18 protein-coding genes are annotated in these 21,299 nt (G+C 59.5%); 7 read left to right on the top strand and 11 right to left on the bottom strand.

Annotated features, from left to right (window positions below; all coding sequences use genetic code 11):
• Positions 1–389 precede the first annotated feature (389 nt).
• Entirely contained in the window at positions 390–1,373 is a 984-nt protein-coding gene (locus ACQZ5Y_RS12695) for a TerC family protein (protein WP_003516041.1), read from the top strand.
• A gap of 131 nt (positions 1,374–1,504) precedes the next feature.
• Complete coding sequence (locus tag ACQZ5Y_RS12690) at positions 1,505–2,023, top strand: hypothetical protein (RefSeq protein ID WP_080798291.1); 519 nt, start codon at positions 1,505–1,507, stop codon at positions 2,021–2,023.
• Positions 2,024–2,026: 3 nt separating this feature from the next.
• On the opposite strand, the gene ACQZ5Y_RS12685 is transcribed toward ACQZ5Y_RS12690, so the two are convergent.
• The 7 genes from ACQZ5Y_RS12685 to ACQZ5Y_RS12655 all read right to left on the bottom strand — a co-directional run bounded on the left by ACQZ5Y_RS12685 (position 2,027) and on the right by ACQZ5Y_RS12655 (position 8,653).
• Positions 2,027–3,544: a helicase HerA domain-containing protein gene (locus ACQZ5Y_RS12685; protein WP_025593912.1), complete on the bottom strand. Its 1,518-nt coding sequence runs from the start codon at positions 3,542–3,544 to the stop codon at positions 2,027–2,029.
• A gap of 126 nt (positions 3,545–3,670) precedes the next feature.
• A complete protein-coding gene (locus tag ACQZ5Y_RS12680; protein WP_025593913.1) occupies positions 3,671–4,558 on the bottom strand; it encodes an EamA family transporter in 888 nt (295 codons plus the stop codon).
• 37 nt (positions 4,559–4,595) lie between these two features.
• Complete coding sequence (locus ACQZ5Y_RS12675) at positions 4,596–5,234, bottom strand: LysE family translocator (RefSeq protein WP_149910003.1); 639 nt, start codon at positions 5,232–5,234, stop codon at positions 4,596–4,598.
• A 446-nt stretch (positions 5,235–5,680) separates the two neighbouring features.
• Positions 5,681–5,920: a DUF1127 domain-containing protein gene (locus tag ACQZ5Y_RS12670; protein ID WP_013636401.1), complete on the bottom strand. Its 240-nt coding sequence runs from the start codon at positions 5,918–5,920 to the stop codon at positions 5,681–5,683.
• Positions 5,921–6,300: 380 nt separating this feature from the next.
• Entirely contained in the window at positions 6,301–7,122 is an 822-nt protein-coding gene (gene murI, locus ACQZ5Y_RS12665; RefSeq protein WP_080798285.1) for a glutamate racemase, read from the bottom strand.
• Positions 7,106–7,948, bottom strand: a complete 843-nt coding sequence (locus ACQZ5Y_RS12660; RefSeq protein WP_003516049.1) for an RNA methyltransferase — start codon at positions 7,946–7,948, stop codon at positions 7,106–7,108. Before ACQZ5Y_RS12660 ends, murI begins: the two co-directional genes overlap by 17 nt.
• A gap of 174 nt (positions 7,949–8,122) precedes the next feature.
• Positions 8,123–8,653 (bottom strand): hypothetical protein, encoded by a 531-nt coding sequence (locus ACQZ5Y_RS12655; RefSeq protein WP_162719819.1) that lies wholly within the window; start codon positions 8,651–8,653, stop codon positions 8,123–8,125.
• A gap of 216 nt (positions 8,654–8,869) precedes the next feature.
• Here ACQZ5Y_RS12655 and ACQZ5Y_RS12650 point away from each other — a divergent pair, with 216 nt between their 5' ends.
• Together ACQZ5Y_RS12650 and ACQZ5Y_RS12645 are read left to right on the top strand one after the other, a co-directional pair.
• Positions 8,870–10,084 carry an NADP-dependent isocitrate dehydrogenase gene (locus tag ACQZ5Y_RS12650; RefSeq protein ID WP_003516051.1) on the top strand — a complete coding sequence of 405 codons (1,215 nt, stop codon included), beginning with the start codon at positions 8,870–8,872 and terminating at the stop codon, positions 10,082–10,084.
• Positions 10,085–10,419: 335 nt separating this feature from the next.
• Positions 10,420–11,046: a glutathione S-transferase family protein gene (locus ACQZ5Y_RS12645; protein ID WP_003516054.1), complete on the top strand. Its 627-nt coding sequence runs from the start codon at positions 10,420–10,422 to the stop codon at positions 11,044–11,046.
• A 77-nt stretch (positions 11,047–11,123) separates the two neighbouring features.
• Here ACQZ5Y_RS12645 and ACQZ5Y_RS12640 read toward each other — a convergent pair whose 3' ends face one another.
• From ACQZ5Y_RS12640 to recA, 3 genes are all read right to left on the bottom strand, one after another.
• Positions 11,124–11,507 (bottom strand): VOC family protein, encoded by a 384-nt coding sequence (locus tag ACQZ5Y_RS12640; protein ID WP_026331055.1) that lies wholly within the window; start codon positions 11,505–11,507, stop codon positions 11,124–11,126.
• Between the two features lie 75 nt (positions 11,508–11,582).
• On the bottom strand, positions 11,583–14,246 hold the full coding sequence (gene alaS / locus ACQZ5Y_RS12635; RefSeq protein WP_003516058.1) for an alanine--tRNA ligase: 2,664 nt from the start codon (positions 14,244–14,246) through the stop codon (positions 11,583–11,585).
• Positions 14,247–14,477: 231 nt separating this feature from the next.
• A complete protein-coding gene (gene recA, locus ACQZ5Y_RS12630) occupies positions 14,478–15,569 on the bottom strand; it encodes a recombinase RecA (RefSeq protein ID WP_003516062.1) in 1,092 nt (363 codons plus the stop codon).
• A 246-nt stretch (positions 15,570–15,815) separates the two neighbouring features.
• On the opposite strand from recA, the gene ACQZ5Y_RS12625 reads away from it, so the two are divergent.
• Together ACQZ5Y_RS12625 and ACQZ5Y_RS12620 are read left to right on the top strand one after the other, a co-directional pair.
• Positions 15,816–16,757 carry a PfkB family carbohydrate kinase gene (locus ACQZ5Y_RS12625; protein ID WP_112497475.1) on the top strand — a complete coding sequence of 314 codons (942 nt, stop codon included), beginning with the start codon at positions 15,816–15,818 and terminating at the stop codon, positions 16,755–16,757.
• 31 nt (positions 16,758–16,788) lie between these two features.
• Positions 16,789–17,712, top strand: coding sequence for a pseudouridine-5'-phosphate glycosidase (locus ACQZ5Y_RS12620; RefSeq protein ID WP_003516064.1), 924 nt, complete (start codon positions 16,789–16,791; stop codon positions 17,710–17,712).
• Positions 17,713–17,904: 192 nt separating this feature from the next.
• Here ACQZ5Y_RS12620 and ACQZ5Y_RS12615 read toward each other — a convergent pair whose 3' ends face one another.
• Positions 17,905–20,127, bottom strand: coding sequence for an OmpA family protein (locus tag ACQZ5Y_RS12615; protein ID WP_113555734.1), 2,223 nt, complete (start codon positions 20,125–20,127; stop codon positions 17,905–17,907).
• Positions 20,128–20,468: 341 nt separating this feature from the next.
• Between ACQZ5Y_RS12615 and ACQZ5Y_RS12610 the strand changes: the two genes are divergently transcribed.
• Entirely contained in the window at positions 20,469–21,242 is a 774-nt protein-coding gene (locus ACQZ5Y_RS12610) for an ABC transporter substrate-binding protein (RefSeq protein WP_174049687.1), read from the top strand.
• Positions 21,243–21,299 lie beyond the last annotated feature (57 nt).

The following is a 21,299-nucleotide window of genomic DNA, read 5'->3' as shown; positions in this document are numbered from 1 at the left end:
TCCTCTGAAGCCCGTTTCAGGACCTCTGACAGGTTTCTCACATGCGAATGGAGAGACCACGGGACATGTCGGTGATGTTGACCGCCGAACGTCAGCTTATAAACTGCAAGGCAGTCAACGAAACACACCGGACATGACTGCCCGGCGTTGGGGCGGCTTCTAAACACGTTTTACAAATTTGTCAAACAAAGCCCGCCGCTTTTTTCTCGAACTAGCCCTTGAAAAGCTGGAAGGCCCACCCACTTCTAAGCCGTAATCAGGACTCGGGCCCCTCTGGCGTGTTACCGGACAACACGCGATGTCGAGTCTCTTGAAGGTTGGGGCCCACGTTTATTCCTGATACGCGTCCCCATCCGCAAAGCCAACCTCGTCCGGCTAAAGGTTGACTGATGGAGTTCCTCCTCAACGATTTTCTCGGTACCCCCACATGGATGTGGGCGGTCTTCATTTCTCTCGTCCTTGGCCTCTTGGCGCTCGATCTCGGCGTGCTGCACAAGAATTCCAAGGAAATCGGCATCCGTGAAAGCTTGCTGATGTCCGGCTTTTATATCGCCATCGGCTTGGCCTTCGGCGGATGGATCTGGTACCAGTCCGGTGAACAGTCAGCGATGGAATATGTCACCGGCTTCGTGGTCGAAAAAAGCCTCGCCATGGACAATATCTTCATCATCGCGATGATCTTCTCCTATTTCGCTATTCCCCGCCAATATCAGCACCGCGTGCTGCTATGGGGCATCCTCGGCGTGATCGTTCTGCGCGGCATCATGATTGCCGGCGGCGCCGCCATTGTCGAAAACTTCCACTGGGTGCTTTATCTCTTTGCGGCCTTCCTCGTCTTCACGGGCCTCAAGATGCTGTTTTCATCCGACCATGACGAGAACGACATCGGCAATAACCGCATCCTGAAATTCCTGCGTAGCCGCCTTCCGGTAACGGAGAAGCTGCATGGCGAGAAATTCTTCGTCAAGGAGACCGATGCTGCCACAGGCAAGCTGAAGACCTTTGTGACGCCGCTGTTTCTGGCGCTCATCATGGTCGAAATCGCCGACCTTATCTTCGCGGTCGATTCGATCCCGGCGATCTTCGCGATCACCACCGATCCGTTTATCGTCTATACCTCTAACATCTTCGCGATCCTCGGCCTGCGCGCCCTCTATTTCGCACTTGCCGCCCTGATCCACCGCTTTGCCTATCTGAAATACGCGCTGGCTGCGGTTCTGGTCTTCGTCGGCTCGAAGATTTTCGTCGCGGATATGCTGGGCATCGCCAAGATCCCGCCCGCCGTCTCGCTCGGCGTCACCGTCGCCATCCTCGCAACCGGCATCATCGGTTCGCTGATTGCAACTCGCAAGGAAACAAAGGCTATCGAGTAATGATGAGCAAGGAGGAGGCGATTACGCCTCCTCTTTCTTTTTTGATGATGAAATATATAATCTGTATTATTGTTAGCTAGAGCGAAATCTATTTTCTCAGTATTAAAACAAACGTCCAATTCATCGCAAAAATGACTTTTGAAACCGTTGATCAGGCAATCTCAGAAAAGAAACTTTGGCGAGCGAAGGAAATCCTTCAGGGCAGGCTCAGCCATCCCGACGTCGATCTGGCACTCTTTCAAAAATACGGTGAAGTGCTGCTTGAGATGAACGATCTCATTGAAGCGGGACGGATGTTGTTCTGCTCAGGCGCACGCGACGAGCGTTTCAGGGAAGCGATCACTATATTCCTGTCAAGAAGCAACAGGCGTCAACCGCAACGCTTTCTGGCGCAATTGCCTTCTTCCATTAGACGACAACGGCATCTTGCTGAATTTATCGCTTCGCCGGAATTCGAACGTGACGGATGGACAGCGACCCAGCTCTCTCGGCTCGCTCCCTTGCAAACACATGCCAGCACCCGCCCCTATCAACGGCCGCATCGATTGACCTCGGCACTGTTTATAGCCGTTATTTTTTGCGTACTGGCTCTGAGCCTCAGTGGTCTCTACACGACGATCAGTTTCGCGGTGCGGACTTTGACTGAATAGCGATTACTCCGCCGCCAACCTCGCATCATCCTCAGCCGCATCCGCATCGCCGGGTGCGGTCTTCGCGTCGAGATCGGGGAACGCCACGATACGCTTGCCGGAGAAATCGGCGTGTACCACCACAAGCTCCTTCTCCTCGAAATAACCGAGAAGACGGCGCGCACGGCGGGCGGAATGGGTACCGTAAGCGCGGGCAATACGGGCGTCGGATGGGCAAGGCTCCTCATTGAGCGCCGCCTTGACCAACAGCAGGAAAACCCCCTGCAAATCGTCGGAGACCGACATCGACAATTCCAGCGCTTTCTCCCAGCCTTCGCTGGCCGCCATTGCCGCATCCACGCCGGAGCGGGCAATCGCCACCTGCCGGCGGAAATCCGCCAGCGTCATCGGCGTGCCGGGAATACGGCGCATGCGCGCGCGCACCAGAAAATCTTGGTACAGCACGGCGTCCGTGCGATAGGCCGATTGCGGATCGTCGAGAATTTCGACCAGCACTGCCGCGATCTTCTCTTCGCGCTCCTCCGGCGTCAGCTCCGGCTGACCTGCACGCGCCGACTGCTCCGGTGAAGGACCAGCGGCGGCGGGGGTGGAGCGGGAGAGTTCAGCGAGAATATCGGTTGTCGGGCGCGGCGCTGGCGGCGTGCGGCGCGTGGCGGGTCGCGTGAACTCTTCCGGGTCCGGCGTGAAAATCAGATCCTCCACATCCTGCGGTGCATCCGGCAGCGGCATGAGTTTCGGCGAGGAAGACCGCGCCGAGGTTTCCACCGCACCGATGACGATGGGCAACGGGCGGCGCGACAGCGCCGGTCCAAGCGCCACGAAATTGCCGCGCTGCAGATCGCGGAACATTTCCGCCTGCCGCCGGTCCATGCCGAGCAGATCGGCAGCGCGCGCCATATCGATATCGAGAAAGGTGCGGCCCATCAGGAAGTTCGAGGCTTCAGCCGCTACGTTCTTGGCAAGCTTGGCAAGGCGCTGCGTGGCGATAACGCCCGCAAGCCCGCGTTTACGCCCACGGCACATCAGATTGGTCATGGCGCCCAGCGACGCCTTGCGCGCATCCTCGGTCACCTCGCCGCCGACGGAGGGCGCAAACATCTGCGCCTCATCCACAACGACAAGCACGGGATACCAGAATTCGCGATCCGCATCGAACAGGCCGTTGAGGAAAGCGGCAGCGGCCCGCATTTGCTGTTCGATATCAAGACCTTCAAGCGTCAGCACGCAGGAAACGCGGTGCTGGCGGATGCGGTTGGCAATGCCCGCAAGCTCGGCTTCCGTGCGCTCTCCATCCACCACCACATGGCCGAACTTGTCGGACAGCGTGACGAAATCACCCTCGGGATCGATAATGACCTGCTGCACCCATTGCGCCGATTGCTCCAGGAGCCGGCGCAGAAGGTGTGACTTGCCGGACCCGGAATTGCCCTGCACCAGCAAACGCGTTGCAAGCAATTCCTCAATATCGAGCTTGGCCTGCTGCCCGCCCGATAGGGTTCCCATGTCGATGCCGACCTGCAATGTTCCGTTCCTCGTGCTGCATGTCATCCGGCCGATTCCCGTAACGGCGGCCGAACATGCTCTTTACCAAAAAATCACCGATTGCGTCTGCCCCGTGCCGATAATGCACAGGCAATTGCGCCACATCTATGCGGCCCCGGACGAGACGCGCGAAAATGATAGCCGCCTGCCGAACACATTCAGCATCAGCCCGATGATGACCAATGCGGCACCGACCACTTCGAAGACGGTAATATGCTCCGCAAAAGCGAGATAGGCGCTGACGAAACCGACAATCGGCACCAGCAGCGAAAACGGCGCCACCGTTCCGGCCGGATAACGTAGAAGCAGGTAACTCCAGATACCCGCGCCGACGATGGTCGCACCATAGGCCATGTAGATCACCACGAGAGCCATCGTAGGCGTCGCATTGCGCAGCCCTTCCGCAATCGCATCAGGTCCCTCCACCACCAGCGAAAGCAGCACCAACGGCAGAACGGGAACAAGACTCGTCCATGCGACAAAGGAGACCGCATTCACTTGGCCGATGCGGCGATTGACGATGTTGCCGCAGGCCCAGGCAATGGCCGAGCCGACGCCCATCAGCAGCGGTATCAACGCTGCAGCCGTCATGCGCTCCACGCCGATGACCGCCAGCCCGCCAAAGGCAACGATTGCGCCGACGATCTGTGACGGCAACGGCCGCTCGCCGAGAAACACCACGGCCAGCGCCAGCGTGAAGAAGGCCTGCGACTGCATGACGAGCGAAGCAAGCCCAGCCGGCAGGCCGAGCTTGATGGCCGGGTAAAGCAGGCCGAATTGCACGAAACCCATCGCCATGCCGTAAACGATCATATGCCGCCACGGCACATTGGGTTTGGGCAGGAAGAACACCAACGGCACGGCTGCAAACAGATAGCGCACCCCCGTCAGAAACAGAGGCGGCATGTCGGCGACGCCGATCTTGATGGCAACGAAGTTGAAGCCCCACAAAAACACGGTGATCAGGGCAAGAAGAATATGCGGCAACGCCATTTTGTTATGTCCGAATTTCAGGCGATCGACGGGCGCTTTACGCCGAAACCGCCCTCTTCCAGCCAAATGTAATGAGACCGGCGCCGATCAGGAGACCGCCGCCCGTGCGGTTGACGATGCGCTGAACCCTGGGTTTGCGGATCGTATTGCGGGCGGCACTTGCCAGAAGTCCATAAAGCGCCGCATTGCAGCTGGCAAGCACAAGGAATGTCGCTTCGAAAATCAGCACCTGCGGCCATAAAGGCAGCGTCGGCACCAGAAACTGCGGCAGGAAGGCGACGAAGAAGACAATGCTCTTGGGGTTCAGCGCCGTGACGACATAGGCATGCAGGAAGATTTTGAGCGGCCTTTCACGGCCGGTCACGCCTGTCCCTTCTGCACCTTCTCCGCCGACCGGCGAACGCCACAGCTTGACGCCGAGATAGATGAGGTAAGCCGCACCGATCCATTTCAGACCGGTAAAAAGGGCCGCCGATGTCGCAAGCAGCGCGCCGAGCCCCAGCATGGAGGCCGTCATCGCAGTGAAATCACCAAGCGCCACACCCGTCACCGTCGCGGTGCTCGCCTTGCGTCCATGCCCCAGAGCATAAGAAATCACCAGCAGGATCGTCGGCCCCGGAATGGCAAGCATGATGGCGGATGCGGCCACGAAGGCCAGCCAGTTCTCCAGTGGCATGATGCAATCTCTCCCGTTCGGTCTTTGGAGCAAGCCACCAAAAGCGCACGGTATCAAGCCAGATTGTCGGGGACTATGCCGCTTTGTCATCCAGCGGACGAAGGGGCTGCTGCTGCCGCTTCATTGCCTGTGCAAGATCGTAATTTGACTGCATGGCAAGCCATGCCGCGCCGCGCTGACCCCTGCCCGCTCCAGCCGCAGGGCAAGATCAGGGGTAACGCCCGCCCGGACGTTCCCGAGAATAGTGCAACGCGCTATATGCCAGGCCTTTCCGCAGCTTCCGTTACGGAAAACTGAAGTGCGGCGATGAACTCCTCGCGGACGCGCCGTGGGTGGATGCCGGGTCAAGTCCGGCATGACGGACGCGCGCATTTCGAACATCCTTAGAAGTATGAAACGGACGAGAGAGCCTCCCCGGCATTTTCTCGCCGGAGAGGCTGTCGTCATCAAAACCGCGGTGCCCAGTAAGGAGGTGCCCACTCCCGCCGCATTTTTCGGTCGGACGGCTCCAGGCCGATATCGTCCAGAAGACGCTCCGGCAGATCGGAAAGATCGGTCGGCGGCGGGCGCGGCACCATTGCCGCGACGAGAACCGCTTTCAGAGTTTTCCAGACGCCGAATGTGACGAACAGGCGATCGACCGCATCCGGCAGCGCATATGCTACCAATGGTTGATTTTTCTGCATGGGAAATCCGTCCCGGCGCGGCGAAGCAGCCAGGTCCTTTATCGATGATAAAACGACATGCGGGAACGGCGGGCGCAACACGCGGTAGCGCGGACGCACAATTCAGCTGTCAGACGAAGTGAAGATGCCAAACGGCAGGGAAATCAGGCAGGAAGCCTTATCGGAGGTCGATGCCTCGGGACATGTAACCGCCGATGACCATGCCGGAAAAGCCAGACATGCCGGTAAGGCGCATATTCATATAGTCAGTCATTCCACGCCTCCTTTTTATAGCGGTTACAGACAAGATGCATCTTACACGAGATGCCGGGCGCGACAAGAGGTCGCAATCTCGAATTGCAAAAGTCCGGCAGAATAGATGCAAAAATGCAACAAGCCGTTCAGCTCAGCGAGACGCTGAGGCCAAAACCCTGCATCAGCCGCCGTGTGGCGAAATCCGGCTTGCCGGAAGTGAAAACGGCGAAATCGAAACCATCTGGATGCTCCGCATCCTGCGGCAGCGGCACCAGGTGGCGCGCGCGACGGGCAATCGCTTCCGCCGGATCGAGCCAGTCCACCGGCCATGGCGCCAGCCGGCGAAACACATTGGCCATGAAGGGATAATGAGTGCAGGCGAGAACAACGATATCGGTGCGCTTGCCGTCGCTATCGATGAAGCAGGGTTCGATTTCCGCCAGCACGGCTTCATCGGAGATCGGTTCGCCCCTGATCCAGCTTTCGGCCATACGCGCCAGATTTTCCGACCCCACGAGGCGAACATGGCATTGCGTGGCGAATGACTGGATGAGATCGCGCGTATAGGCGCGCTTGACGGTGCCGGGTGTTGCCAGCACGGAAACGAGACCGGAACGGGTGCGTTCGGCCGCAGGTTTGATAGCTGGAACGGTGCCGACGAAAGTCATATCAGGGAAGCGCGCCCGAAGATCGGCGCCTGCCAGTGTGAAGGCGGTGTTGCAGGCAATGATGCAGACTTCAGGGCTATAGTTTTCAAGCAGCTTTTCGAAGAGCGAAAGAATGCGCGCTTTCAGCGCCTCCTCTTCCCAGCCGCCATAGGGGAAACCGGCGTCGTCGGCCACATAGATGAAACCGCGCTCGGGCATCAGCACGCGCGCCTCGCGCAGTACCGTGAGCCCACCAATGCCGGAATCGAATACCAGCACCGGTTTGAGAACATCGGCCAGAGCCTCAGTCGTCTTCAGCATTCTCCCCAGCCCTCTCCGACAATGGTCCCTCCGCCGTTCCGGCCCGGCCTGCCTGCTTAGGCCACTGCCGGGGAAAACGATCAAGTGACCTGATCACGCCACGGAAAACACTGATTTCCTGCTCGGAAAAGCCGCGTCTCGACAGCACCGCACGCAGATTGTCCACCATTTTCGGCTTTTTTTCGGGCGGATGAAAATATCCGCGCGCATCGAGCGCCTCCTCGATGTGTTCGAACAGGCCGAAGACCTGTTCCTTGGTCGAGGGCCGCTGCTCGATAGGCTGGAAAAGCGTCTCGTCCAGATCGTCCATGCCGGATTTCATCCACTCATAGGACATCAAAAGCACGGCCTGCGCGATGTTGAGCGAGGCGAAGGCGGGGTTGACCGGAAATGTCACGATCTCATCGGCCAGCGCCACTTCTTCATTGGTAAGGCCCCAGCGCTCACGCCCGAACAGGATGCCGGTTCTTTCACCCGCCTTGAACTTCGCGCGCAGCGTGCCGGCTGCGGTGACGGGGGCACGAACCGGTTTGAAACCGTAACGCTCCCGCGCGGTCGTGGCATAGACGAAATTGAGATCCTTGATCGCCTCTTCCAGCGTCTCGAACACCTTCGTCCCGTCGATGACATGATCGGCCTTGGAAGCGGCGGCGCGCGCCTTCTCGTTCGGCCAGCCGTCACGCGGCTTGACGAGGCGAAGTTCGGCAAGACCGAAATTGGCCATTGCCCGTGCCACCATGCCGATATTTTCGCCGAGCTGCGGTTCGACCAGAATGATCGCCGGGCCTTCCGCCACAAGTTCAAGCTCGCTGTTTGTGCCTGCCATCGTCGTTTTCCAGTTTCTGAAGCGCCGCATCGATTTTCAGGCCGATGCGTTTTATGGTTTTCGCGCATTTCCAGACTGAAAACCGGTCGCCGCTTTTCCTGAAAATGCTCTAAAGCGCGCTTCACTGGCACAGATCGGCGCCAAAATCAAAGCCGGGGCAGGCAGAACGCCCTGTTATTCGCCCTTGATGATCGCCGCCATCTCTGCGCGCAGCGAATCCCTGCCCTCGTCTCCAACCCGGTGAATGTCGCTGATGACAGGCTGGCCGTTTTCCTCGATGACATCGAAATGCACCTCGTCGACCGTTGCCTTCATCTCTGCCTCATCCATGCAGGCCCAGAGCTTGAACTTCGCCGTCACGTCAGTCACGCCGTCCTTCACCTCACCGGGCGTTACCGAAACATCCACCAGCGGACAGCCATCCTGTGAGTTGGTCACCACATCGTAGCCGAAGGGATCGCCGGTCTCGCCGCTTTCCGCCTCGTAAGCCGGCTTCTTGGAAGCTTCGCGGTATTGGGCAACGAAGTCCTTGCTGAACAGGCTGGTCAGCATGTCCTCGTCGAAGATGTATTTCCAGTTTTCCGCATCGCCGGACCAGTTCTTGACGGTAATGTCCATCACCTTCTGGACGGGATCGGCAGGGCCGGCCGCAAGGGCGCTGTGGGAAAAGAAGACGGCGGCAGTCAGAAGCAGAATATTCCGCATGATGTGATCCCGGAGGTAGGCCCGACGCGCGGGCGAAGCGATTCGCCTGACTGTATTCCGGCAATATGGTTTGGCAATGCGCAAAGCGTTATTGCACCGCGCCAAAAAAGCGCCCCCCATGGCTTTGCCTCAGGCGCGCGCGATGCTATAGCCGCACCGGATATTTTTCCGAATACCGGCGTCACTAGGCGCCACAGCTTCGAAGGTGAGGAATTCATGGCAAAGATCAAGGTAGCCAATCCAGTCGTCGATCTCGACGGCGACGAAATGACCCGTATCATCTGGCAGCTCATCAAGGACAAGCTGATCCTGCCATACCTCGATCTCGACATCGAATATTATGACCTCTCGGTCGAAAACCGCGATGCTACCAACGACCAGGTAACCGTCGATGCGGCACATGCCATCAAGAAGCACGGCGTCGGCATCAAGTGCGCGACGATCACGCCGGACGAGCAGCGCGTCGAGGAATTCGGCCTGAAGCAGATGTGGAAGAGCCCGAACGGCACGATCCGCAACATTCTGGGCGGCGTCATCTTCCGCGAGCCGATCATCTGCAAGAACGTTCCCCGCCTCGTTCCCGGCTGGACGAAGCCGATCGTCGTCGGCCGCCACGCCTTCGGCGACCAGTACAAGGCAACCGATTTCAAGTTCCCCGGCAAGGGCAAGCTGACGATCAAGTTCGTCGGCGAAGACGGTCAGGTCATTGAAAAGGACGTCTTCGACGCTCCGAGCGCTGGCGTTGCACTCGCAATGTACAACCTTGACGAATCCATCCGCGAATTCGCCCGCGCATCCATGATGTACGGCCTGATGCGCAAGTGGCCGGTTTACCTGTCCACCAAGAACACCATCCTGAAGGCCTATGACGGCCGCTTCAAGGACATCTTCGAAGAAGTCTACCAGACCGAGTTCAAGGCGAAGTTCGATGAAATCGGCATCATCTATGAACACCGCCTGATCGACGACATGGTCGCCTCCGCTCTGAAGTGGTCCGGCGGTTACGTCTGGGCCTGCAAGAACTACGATGGCGACGTTCAGTCTGATACGGTTGCCCAGGGCTTCGGTTCGCTCGGCCTGATGACCTCCGTTCTCCTGTCGCCGGACGGCCGCACGGTTGAAGCTGAAGCGGCACACGGCACGGTCACGCGCCACTACCGCCAGCACCAGAAGGGTCAGGAAACTTCGACCAACTCGATCGCTTCGATCTTCGCCTGGACCCGTGGCCTCGCCCACCGCGCCAAGCTGGACGACAATGCAGAACTCGCAAAGTTCGCAGCAACGCTCGAAACCGTCTGCGTCGACACCGTCGAAAGCGGCTTCATGACCAAGGACCTCGCGCTCCTCATCGGTCCGGACCAGCCCTGGCTCTCCACCACCGCCTTCCTCGACAAGATCGATGAAAACCTCAAGACGGCGATGGCGGCTTAAAAGAACGGGGCGCTGCCCGTTTGAAATATCGACAAAAGGAAACCCGGCCGCAACGCCGGGTTTCTTTTTTTGTTCACAGTATCTTGCTTAGATGTTGCACTAGGCGCAGACTTCGATTCCACAGCGTGCCGCAGTCAGAAAAATAAAAATATATAGCTGAAACAGCATAAAACGACACATAACTTGTCCGGCACAGTCAAAAATTCATGTGGTTACCAGCGCGATCCTTCGGGAAAACAGATAATGCTGTGGACTATAAAAACGCACCGTGTCAGCGCGAACTGCGCGCAGGTTTTCAATGATGCTTTTGCAATTTTGCTTGGGGAGGCAAAGCAATGAGTGAATTGATCTTCTACACCAATCCCATGTCGCGCGGACGCATTGCGCGATGGATGCTCGAGGAAGTGGGCGTTCCCTACAAGACAGAGATACTGGGCTTCTCGACGTCGATGAAATCGCCGGCCTATCGGCTGATCAACCCGATGGCCAAGGTGCCCGCCATCAAACACGGCGACACCATTGTCACCGAAGCGGCAGCGATCTGCGCCTATCTGGCGGATGCCTTTCCGGGCGCCAACCTTGCGCCGACGCCCAAAGCGCGCGGACTTTATTACCGCTGGATGTTTTTTGCTGCCGGTCCGTTGGAAATGACAACCAGCATGAAGGCGATGGGTTTCGAGGTGCCGCAGGAAAAGCTGCGTATGGCTGGCTGCGGCAGCTATGCGGATGCGATCAACACGCTCGAACGTGCCGTCAGCGAAAACCGGTTCATTGCCGGCGATCACTTCACTGCGGCGGATGTCTATGTAGGTGCCCACGTCGGCTGGGGCCTGCAGTTCGGCACAATCGAAAAACGTCCGGCCTTCACGGACTATATGGCGCATCTGACCGACCGCCCCGCCTTCAAGCGGGCCACACAGCTTGACGAAGCGGCAGCGAAGGATATGCAGGCGGCGGGTTGAGGAAACTGACAGGCATTTCGCCTGAAAGCGGAGCACGAGCGCTTACAAGGGTCACAAAACGGATTTTGGAAGCGGGCTTATTCGTTGGACTGGGCGAGTGGTTCGCCGATCTCGACTGCATGCCCGTCCGGATCATAAAAACGGAACACTCTCTGTCCCCATGCCTGCCGCTCAACGGGATGGATCAACTCCACATGCGGCGCAATATTCCGAAATGCCGCATCGACATCCTCATGTTCGAAATAGAGCAGCAGATTCCTTCTGCCGTAAGGTTTGTCCGTGTCCGGCGATGTCCGCCAGACCGTCTGTTCGAGCGAACGCCCCTCATGGATTGCAAAGCCGCTTTCAAAGAGGACAAAATTTCCGAAATCGTCCAAAACCTTCAGGCCGAGCCTGTCACGATAAAACTCCCTGGAGCGGTTGATATCGCACACGAAAGGGATGGGATTTACAAAGCGCATCACGTTCCTTTCGGATTTCAACATCCAGAATCAAAAAAGCGGGGTAGAACCCCGCCTTTTTTCAATTCATCCAGATCAGGCCGCCAGGGCCGCTGCCACCGCGTTGATGGCGTCCTGTGCCTTGGCGCCATCGGGGCCGCCGGCCTGCGCCATATCCGGGCGTCCACCGCCGCCCTTGCCGCCGAGGGCCGCAGAGGCCGTGCGGACGATATCGACGGCGCTGAAACGGCCAGTCAGATCCTCGGTCACGGCAGCAACAGCACTTGCCTTGCCGTCTTCGGACACGGCGATCAGCAGCACGACGCCGGAGCCGATATTGGCCTTGGCTTCATCTGCAAGACCCTTGAGGTCCTTGGCATCGATGCCGGACAGGGATTTTGCGAGGAAATTGACGCCAGCAACCTGCTGTACGTCGTTTGCGCCGGCATCCGACGAGCCGCCGCCCATTGCGAGTTTCTTGCGGGCATCCGCAAGCTCGCGCTCCAGCTTCTTGCGCTCGTCGAGAAGTCCCTCGACACGCGACAGCACATCGCCCGGCTGAACCTTCAGCGACGAGGCCAGTGCCTTTACGCGCTCATCCTGCTCGGAGAGATAGGCAAGCGCGCCCTGACCCGTTACGGCCTCAAGACGGCGCACGCCCGCACCGACGGCACTTTCGCCAAGAATGCGGATAAGGCCAATCTGGCCGGTTGCGGCAACATGGGTGCCGCCGCAAAGCTCGACCGAGTACGGACGGTTGGCTTTCGCACCGTGAACACCGGTGCCCATGGACACAACGCGGACTTCATCGCCGTATTTTTCGCCAAACAGTGCCATAGCACCCTCGGCGATGGCGTCGTCAACGCTCATCAGACGCGTCACGACAGGCGAGTTCTGCAAGACGATCTCGTTTGCCATTTCCTCGACGACCTTCAGCTCCTCGGCCGACATCGGCTTCGGATGCGAAACGTCAAAGCGCAGACGCTCGGGTGCGACCAGCGAACCCTTCTGAGCAACGTGCGTGCCAAGAACCTCGCGCAGCGCCTCATGCAGCAGGTGGGTGGCGGAGTGGTTGGCGCGCAGACGCGAGCGGCGGTCGTGATCGACCGTCAGTTGCACGGCGTCATCGAGCTTCAATCCACCCTTGGACACCGTGCCGGAATGCACGAAAAGGCCCTCGCCCTTCTTCTGGGTTTCTGAAACGGTAAAGGTGCCGTTATCGCCAGAGATTACGCCGGTATCGCCCATCTGACCGCCGGACTCGCCATAAAATGGCGTCTGGTTGACGACGATCTGAACCGTCTCGCCCTCGGCAGCACTATCCACCGACTTGCCGTCCTTGACGATCGCCTGAATGACGCCTTCGGCGGTTTCAGTGTCGTAACCAAGGAATTCGGTCGCGCCGAGCTTTTCCTTCAGTTCGAACCACACCGTTTCGGTCGCCTTGTCGCCGGAACCAGCCCAGTGCGAGCGTGCTTCCGCCTTCTGGCGCTGCATGGCATCGGTGAAGCCGGAAATATCGACGCCGATTTCGCGGGCGCGCAGCGCATCCTGCGTCAGATCGAGCGGGAAGCCATAGGTATCGTAAAGCTTGAAGGCGGTTTCGCCGTCCAGCATGTCGCCCTTGTGCAGGGTCGAAGTCGCGTCGGACAGCAGCGACAGGCCGCGTTCCAGCGTCTTGCGGAAACGGGTTTCCTCAAGCTTCAGCGTCTCGGAGATCAGCGCCTCGGCGCGAACCAGTTCCGGATAGGCGCGGCCCATCTGCTGTATCAGCGCCGGCAGCAGCTTGTAGATCAGCGGCTCGCGCGAACCGAGAAGCTCGGCATGGCGCATGGCGCGGCGCATGATGCGGCGCAGAACGTAACCACGGCCCTCATTCGACGGCAGGACGCCATCGGCGATCAGGAAAGCGGAGGAGCGCAGATGATCAGCAATGACGCGGTGGCTGGCGCGCTTCTCGCCCTCTGCCGGAACGCCGGTCGCTTCGACAGAGGCCGAAATCAGCGCCCGGAACAGATCGGTGTCGTAATTGTCGTGTTTGCCCTGCAACAACGCCGAAATGCGCTCGAGACCCATGCCGGTGTCGATAGACGGGCGCGGCAGATCGATGCGCTCTTCCTTCGTCAGCTGCTCATATTGCATGAAGACGAGGTTCCAGATCTCGATGAAACGGTCGCCATCCTCTTCCGGCGAACCGGGCGGTCCGCCCCAGATATGATCGCCGTGGTCATAGAAGATTTCCGAGCAGGGACCGCACGGACCGGTATCGCCCATGGCCCAGAAATTATCGCTGGTCGGAATACGGATGATGCGATCGTCAGAGAAACCGGCGATCTTCTTCCAGAGATTAAAAGCCTCGTCGTCGGTGTGGTAGACCGTGACCAGCAGACGGTTGCGATCGATGCCGAATTCCTTGGTGATCAGGTTCCAGGCATGGGTAATCGCCTCTTCCTTGAAGTAGTCGCCAAAGGAGAAATTGCCGAGCATTTCGAAGAACGTATGGTGACGGGCCGTATAACCGACATTGTCCAGGTCGTTATGCTTGCCACCGGCGCGCACGCATTTCTGCGCCGAGGCGGCGGTGGAATAAGGACGGCTTTCGAGACCGGTGAAGACGTTCTTGAACTGCACCATACCGGCATTGGTGAACATCAGCGTCGGATCGTTGCGCGGCACCAGCGGGCTGGAGGGCACAATCTCGTGTCCGTTCTTCTTGAAGTAGTCGAGAAAGGTCGACCGAATTTCATTCACACCGCTCATGCCCACACACCGCTCACAGCTGGAGTCCATCACCGCCATCCCGAATGATGGCTATCTTGCAAAATCAAAGGCTTTTATCGTCCGCATCCTGCCCTGTCCAGCCATGGAGGCGCACCAAGGCGTCTAGGCAAAGAAAAAGGGCCACGCGAGGAAAATCGCGCGACCCTTTTGATCCATACCGGCTCATGCCGGCAAAGCCACCGGACGCGAACGCCCGGACCTTCGAATGCATCAGCCCTCGTCGGGACCGTCGTCGCTTTCGCCGGCTTCCGGGCCGCCATTCTGCAGGAACCGATCGGCGATCAGACCAGCGTTCTGGCGCAGCGCCAGTTCGATCTCGCTTGCCATTTCCGGATTGTCGCGCAGGAAGGTCTTGGCATTTTCACGCCCCTGCCCCAAACGCTGGCTGTTATAGGAGAACCATGCACCGGATTTCTCGACGATACCGGCTTTCACGCCGAGATCGACAAGCTCGCCGGTCTTGGAAACGCCTTCGCCATACATGATGTCGAATTCCACCTGCTTGAAAGGCGGTGCCATCTTGTTCTTGACGACCTTGACGCGGGTCTGGTTGCCGACAACCTCTTCACGCTCCTTGACGGCGCCGATACGGCGAATGTCGAGACGCACCGAGGCGTAGAATTTAAGCGCATTACCGCCCGTCGTCGTTTCCGGCGAACCGAACATGACGCCGATCTTCATGCGGATTTGATTGATGAAGATCACCATGCACTTCGACTTGGAGATCGAGGCGGTCAGCTTGCGCAGCGCCTGGCTCATCAGACGTGCCTGAAGGCCCGGCAGGCTGTCACCCATCTCGCCTTCGATTTCGGCACGCGGCGTCAGCGCCGCAACCGAGTCCACGACCAGAATGTCGACGGCACCGGAGCGCACCAGCGTATCGGTGATTTCAAGCGCCTGCTCACCCGTATCCGGCTGCGAGATCAGAAGGTTCTGCAAATCCACACCGAGCTTGCGGGCATAGACCGGATCGAGCGCGTGCTCGGCATCCACGAAGGCGCAGATGCCGCCCTTTTTCTGGGCTTCCGCGATCGTCTGCAACGCAAGCGTCGTCTTACCGGAGCTTTCCGGGCCGTAAATCTCAACGATACGCCCCTTCGGCAGGCCGCCGATACCGAGCGCTATATCCAGGCTGAGAGAACCCGTCGAAATGGTCTCTACTTCAACCACGTTTTCATTGGAACCGAGCTTCATGATCGATCCCTTGCCGAACGACCGTTCGATCTGGGAGAGCGCCGCTTCCAGTGCCTTGCTTTTATCCACCGATTTATCCTCTACGAGACGCAAAGAATTTTGTGCCATCCGATCCACCTTTAAGTTATTGAAGCCGCACAGGCAATGAAGCAGTATGGAAATAGGATGTACTCTATTTGTTCTCATATCGCAAGGCGCAGCCAGCATATTGAAAACAAATAGCGATAAGTGGTTTGTTCTGCTTTCGTTTTTCCGTGTCCGGCCTATCGCTGCGGACCGGATGTGAAGGGGAACAAACAAAAGATTGGGGCGAATCGTCCACCTTTTCCATCCGCGAAAGAGGGAAACACAAGCGTGAAGAAAATACTCGTTCTGGGCGGCGCGCATATAGACAGGCGCGGCATGATCGAGACTGAAACGGCGCCCGGCGCCAGCAATCCTGGCTCATGGATGGAAGAGGCTGGCGGCGGCGGTTTCAATGCGGCGCGCAATCTTTCCCGGCTCGGTTTTGCCGTCCGTATCATCGCACCGCGCGGCGGCGACGTGACCGGCGAAGCGGTGGCGGAGGCAGCAAGGCAGGCGGGCGTGGAAGATACGCCCTTCGTTTTCCTCGATCGCCGCACGCCAAGCTACACCGCCATTCTGGAGCGCGACGGCAATCTTGTCATCGCACTTGCGGATATGGACCTTTACAAGCTGTTTTCGCCGCGCCGCCTCAAAGTTCGCGCGGTGCGTGACGCGATTACCGCGAGCGACCTTCTGCTTTGCGATGCCAATCTGCCGGAGGATACGTTGAAGGCGCTCGGTCTCATTGCCCGCGCCTGCCAAAAGCCGCTCGCGGCCATCGCCATTTCGCCCGCCAAGGCGGTGAAGCTGAAGGACATGCTCGCCGATATCGACATTCTCTTCATGAACGAGGCAGAGGCGCGCGCGCTGACGGGACAGACGGCAGACAATGTTCGCGACTGGCCGGGCATTCTCCGCAGGGCAGGCCTTGCCGGCGGCGTCATCACCCGTGGCGCAAGCGAAGTGGTAGCCTTCAACGCGACGCAAACCGCAAGCCTCCACCCACCCATCATCCGCGAGGTGAAAGACGTAACCGGCGCCGGAGACGCCATGGCCTCCGGTTATCTCGCCGCGATTACGGAGGGCAAAACCATCACTGAGGCCCTGCGACTGGGTGCCGCGGCGGCCGCCATCACCGTGCAATCGCCTTTCGCCACCGCCCAAGACCTGTCAAAAGACAGTGTCGAGACCATGTTGGGGCTTGTCCCCAAGGCCGAAATGCTGGCATGAACCCGTTTTTTTATAGTCTGGAACAAACAGAATGACCCGCCCCATCTCCCCGCTCCTGCCCATCGTCTATTCGCAAGAGGTTGCCGCTGCCAAACAGCGCGGCGCGCCGATCGTCGCGCTGGAATCGACCATCATCACCCACGGCATGCCCTATCCCGGCAATATCGAGATGGCCGAAGGCGTCGAACAGATCATCCGCGATCAGGGAGCCGTTCCGGCAACCATCGCCGTCATTCACGGCACGCTGCATATCGGCCTCGAGAAGGAGCAGCTCGAAGCGCTTGCCCAGACCACCGACGCCATGAAGGTCTCGCGCGCAGATATTGCCTTTGCGATTGCCGAGCGCCGCACCGGTGCCACGACAGTGGCAGCCACCATGATTGCCGCTGCCCGCGCCGGCATCCGCGTTTTCGCCACCGGCGGCATCGGCGGTGTGCACAAGGGCGCGGAGGAGACCTTCGATATTTCCGCCGATCTGACCGAGCTTGCCAAAACCGGCGTGATCGTCGTCTGCGCCGGCGCCAAGGCCATTCTTGACATCCCGAAGACGCTGGAAGTTCTCGAAACCAACGGCGTGCCTGTCGTGACTTTCGGTTCGGAAGAGTTCCCGGCTTTCTGGTCGCGTTCGTCGGGCCTTCCCAGCCCGCTGTCGCTCAACAGCCCTGCAGCCATCGCCAATTTCCAGACGACCCGCGAACAGCTCGGCATCGATGGCGGCATGCTGATTGCCAATCCCGTGCCGGAAGAGGACGAAATTCCGCGCGAGGAGATGGAAATCTACATCAATCGCGCCATTTCCCACGCCGAGCGCGAGGACATCACCGGCAAGGCCGTCACGCCCTTCCTGCTCGGCGATATCTTCCGCCTGACCGACGGCCGCAGCCTCGCGACCAATATCGCGCTGGTACGCAACAATGCCCAGCTCGCAGCAGAGATTGCTGTGGCGCTTAACTAGCTGGATTATCCTCAAATTTGAGGATGATGGCAGGGTGAGAAGCATCCCAGTCATGCCGGATTTGATCACGCTGGCCCCCGGATCTGGTCCGGCGTTACGGATAATGTGTCGGACTGGGAACTTTGCTACCAATAAAAAAGCCCGGAAAGCTTTGCGCTTTCCGGGCTTTCATTTTTCAGTTCCTGAACCTTATCAGTTCTGGGCGACCGGTCTTACCAGCGGTGTCACGCGGCGGATGGTGACGCGGCGGTTCTGCTGTTCCGGGCCGAGTGTCTGAACCTTCAGGTAACGCTCGCCGTAGCCTTGCGTCGCCAGGTTTTCCGGCGGAATGCCGTAAACATCGGTCAGGACATTGGCGACGGAAGCGGCACGCTCGTCGGAAAGAACGAGGTTGCTTTCATCCGAACCAACGGCATCGGTGTGGCCTTCGATCAAGAAGGTTTCCGCCGGGTTCTTTGCCAGCGCCTTGTTGATCGCATCCGCTACCTTCCGCAGCGAACGGGCCTGCGCCATCGGAATATCAGCGCTTCCAGTGGCAAATGTGATCGTATCGAGGTCGATACGGCGCACCTTGTCGCGGATACGGGCCGAATAACGCACTTCATCCAGCGAGTAGACACGCTCCACCGGCTCGACCGGCGGCTGCTCCAGGAAGCGGTAGTAATCGCGGTCCGGATCGCTCGACGTGTCGATGATGTAGTCACGAACCGGAATGCGCAGACGCATCGGCGGCAGGTCGAGGCCGGGATCGCGATAGACATATTCACGGTCCGGTTCGTCCATCAGTTCCGGCGCATAGAACAGCACATATTCCCGGCCACGGTCATCGATGCGCGAACGCTGGATGACGTCGCCATAGCGGTTGCGGATCGTCACCACCTGCGTGCCGTCGCGACGCTCGACGGTCTCGCGGACACGTCCGCCGGGCAGGCGCTCGTAATAGGGCTCGCCGCCATCGCGGATGAAGCGCTGATTGTCGTCGCCGCGCACAACCACGCGGTCGCCAAACTGCAGGATGATCGGCGCATCGCGATCCTGATCGCGCCGGCCGCCTTCGCGCGGCTGCCATTCCCGCGCGCCTTCCGGCCGGTCATATTGCGGACGGCGGTCGACACGCTCGCCCTGCTGAGAGGTAATCGCCTCCATCTTCACGGGCGGCGGAGCCTTGCCTCCGGCAGCACCGGCGCGCTGCGCTTCGGCGTCGGAAGTCGGCACCTTCACGTCACCGGCCTGCTCACGCTCGCGGCGGCGTTGCTCGCGTGCCTGGTTGTTACCGGAGCGCTCCACTTCCTTGTCGCTGTCGAGAACGGCGGCACCCTTGTCGACGGGCAGAATGACGGTGTCGGCAGTCTTGGACGGGTCCTTGGCGATAGCCTTGGCCTTGTCCAGTTCCTGCTTCGTCGTCGGAGGCGCTTCCGTCTGCGGAATGGCGACCTGATTGGGAACGGCTTCGCCGGCAGGCGCCTGTCCTGTCGTGGCACCGCTTGGCGGCGGAGGTGTCGGAGCACCCGGCAGCGGCGCTGCAGGCTCCGTCTTGCCCTGGCCTTCTACCGGCTGCTTTTCAGAAGGCTGCTGGCCGGGCGCAGGATTGGGCTGAGCTTCCGGAGCCGGTGGCCGTGCCGGTGTCGGCGCTTCCGTTGGAACAGGAGCCTCCTTTACAGCTGGCTCAGGAGCCGCTGGCTTTTTCTCCGGAACGGCCTTTTCGGCGGGTTCCGATTTCGGTTCCGGTGCTGGAGCCTTTTCCTCTACCGGCTTTTTCTCGGCGGCGGGCTCGCGCTGTTTCGCCGGCTGCTCGGTATTTTCAGGGCGTGCGGCTGGCTGTTCGGCCGCCGGCTCCGGCTTGCGCGGACGTGCGGGGCGTTGCTCGCCCTCGCCTGCCGGCTGCTCGGCTCTAGCCGGTTTGCGCGGCCGTTCCTGCGGCTGCTGCTCCGCGGGTGCAGGTGCGGCTTCGGGCTCAGGCTGCGGGCGCTGCTTGCGGGCGGGTGGCTGTTCAGCTGGCGCCGGTTCCGGTTGGGCTTCGCGCTGCTGCTGCTGCCGTTTCGGTTCTGGCTGAGGCTCGCGTTGCGGCTCGGGCTGAGCTTCACGCTTGGGTTCAGGACGCGGTTCGGCCGGTGCGGCTTCAGCCTTCGGCTGTTCGCGCTGCGGTTCCGGAGCCTGCTCCTGCTTTTTCGGCTCTGGCTCTGGCTTCGGCTGCGCCTCTTCTGCTTGCTGGCGTTGCTTGCGCAGCAACTCTTCCGGGTTCTGCTCCTCCGCTTGCGGCTGCGCCTGCGCCAATATCACCGGGGCCTGTGCCTGGGGCATTTGCGTTTGCGTCCGTGCGGCGCCGGCATAACCGGCGGCGGCCGGCTCCACCGCGATCGCCAGCGACATGAGGGGGAAAACCACCCCCGTCAGCAATGTGTTCTTCTTCAGCATCGGTGCTTCCTCATCTGCCAATCGTTGTACGCCGCTTATGCCGCGACATTGTGAATCCGGCCGCGCGTGCAGGCGCTGGTCAACGCCTTGCATACGCTTCGGTTCCCATGATGACCAAAGCGTTCTGTACCGGAAATGAACAGATCAAGGCCATTTCGTGAAAGCTCCGCGACGAAAAAGAGGGCGCTAATATTGCAGTTGCATTTTTTGACCAACCGGACGAATAATTGCCGCGCGCTGAAGGCCACGAATGGCAACCCGTTCTGTTGCGCCTGCGCTCACGACGTCCGCACTGAAAACAACAACAGACTGCGGATGAACGACCAAAAGAGAGGATCGAAATGCCTATTTCCACCCGTCTGATCGCAGCCGTATCGATTGCCGCCATCTCCCTGTTTTCCGGCGCGGCCCTCGCGCAGGACAAGATCGTCATCGGCACGGAAGGCGCCTACCCGCCCTTCAACAATCTGGAAGCCGACGGTACGTTGACCGGCTTCGACATCGACATCGCCAAGGCGCTGTGCGTCGAAATGAAGGCTGAATGCACCTTCGTCACCAATGACTGGGACGGCATCATCCCCGCCCTGCAGGCAAAGAAGTTCGACGCCATCATCGCGTCCATGTCGATCACGCCGGAGCGTCTCCAGAAGGTCGATTTCTCCAAGAAATATTACAACACCCCGCCAGCAATCGCCGTACCGAAGGATTCGCCGATCAAGTCCGTCGACGACCTCAAGGGCAAGTCGCTCGGCGCTCAGGGTTCCACGACCCACTCCAACTATGCCGAAAAGCACTTCCCGGGTTCCGACCTGAAAATGTACCCGACCGCCGACGAATATAAGCTCGACATCGCCAACGGCCGCATCGACGCCGTCATCGACGATATCGTCGTCCTGTCGGAGTGGCTGAAGTCGGATGCAGGCAAGTGCTGCAAGATCCTGACGCCGCTTCCGGTGGATGTCGAGATCAACGGCAATGGTGCAGGCGTAGCCGTTCGCAAGGGCGATACGGCGCTCGCCGACAAGTTCACGGCTGCCATCGCCGGTATCCGCGCAAACGGCAAGTACCAGGAAATCAACAAGAAATACTTCGATTTCGACGTTTACGGCCAGTAAGCGGCGCGTCGCCTGTTGAAATCTGGTGGCGGAAGGCTTGCCCTTCCGCCATTTTTG

It is taken from the genome of Agrobacterium sp. A3-95, from assembly GCF_053521785.1.
This window is presented reverse-complemented; position numbering and strand designations above follow the sequence as displayed.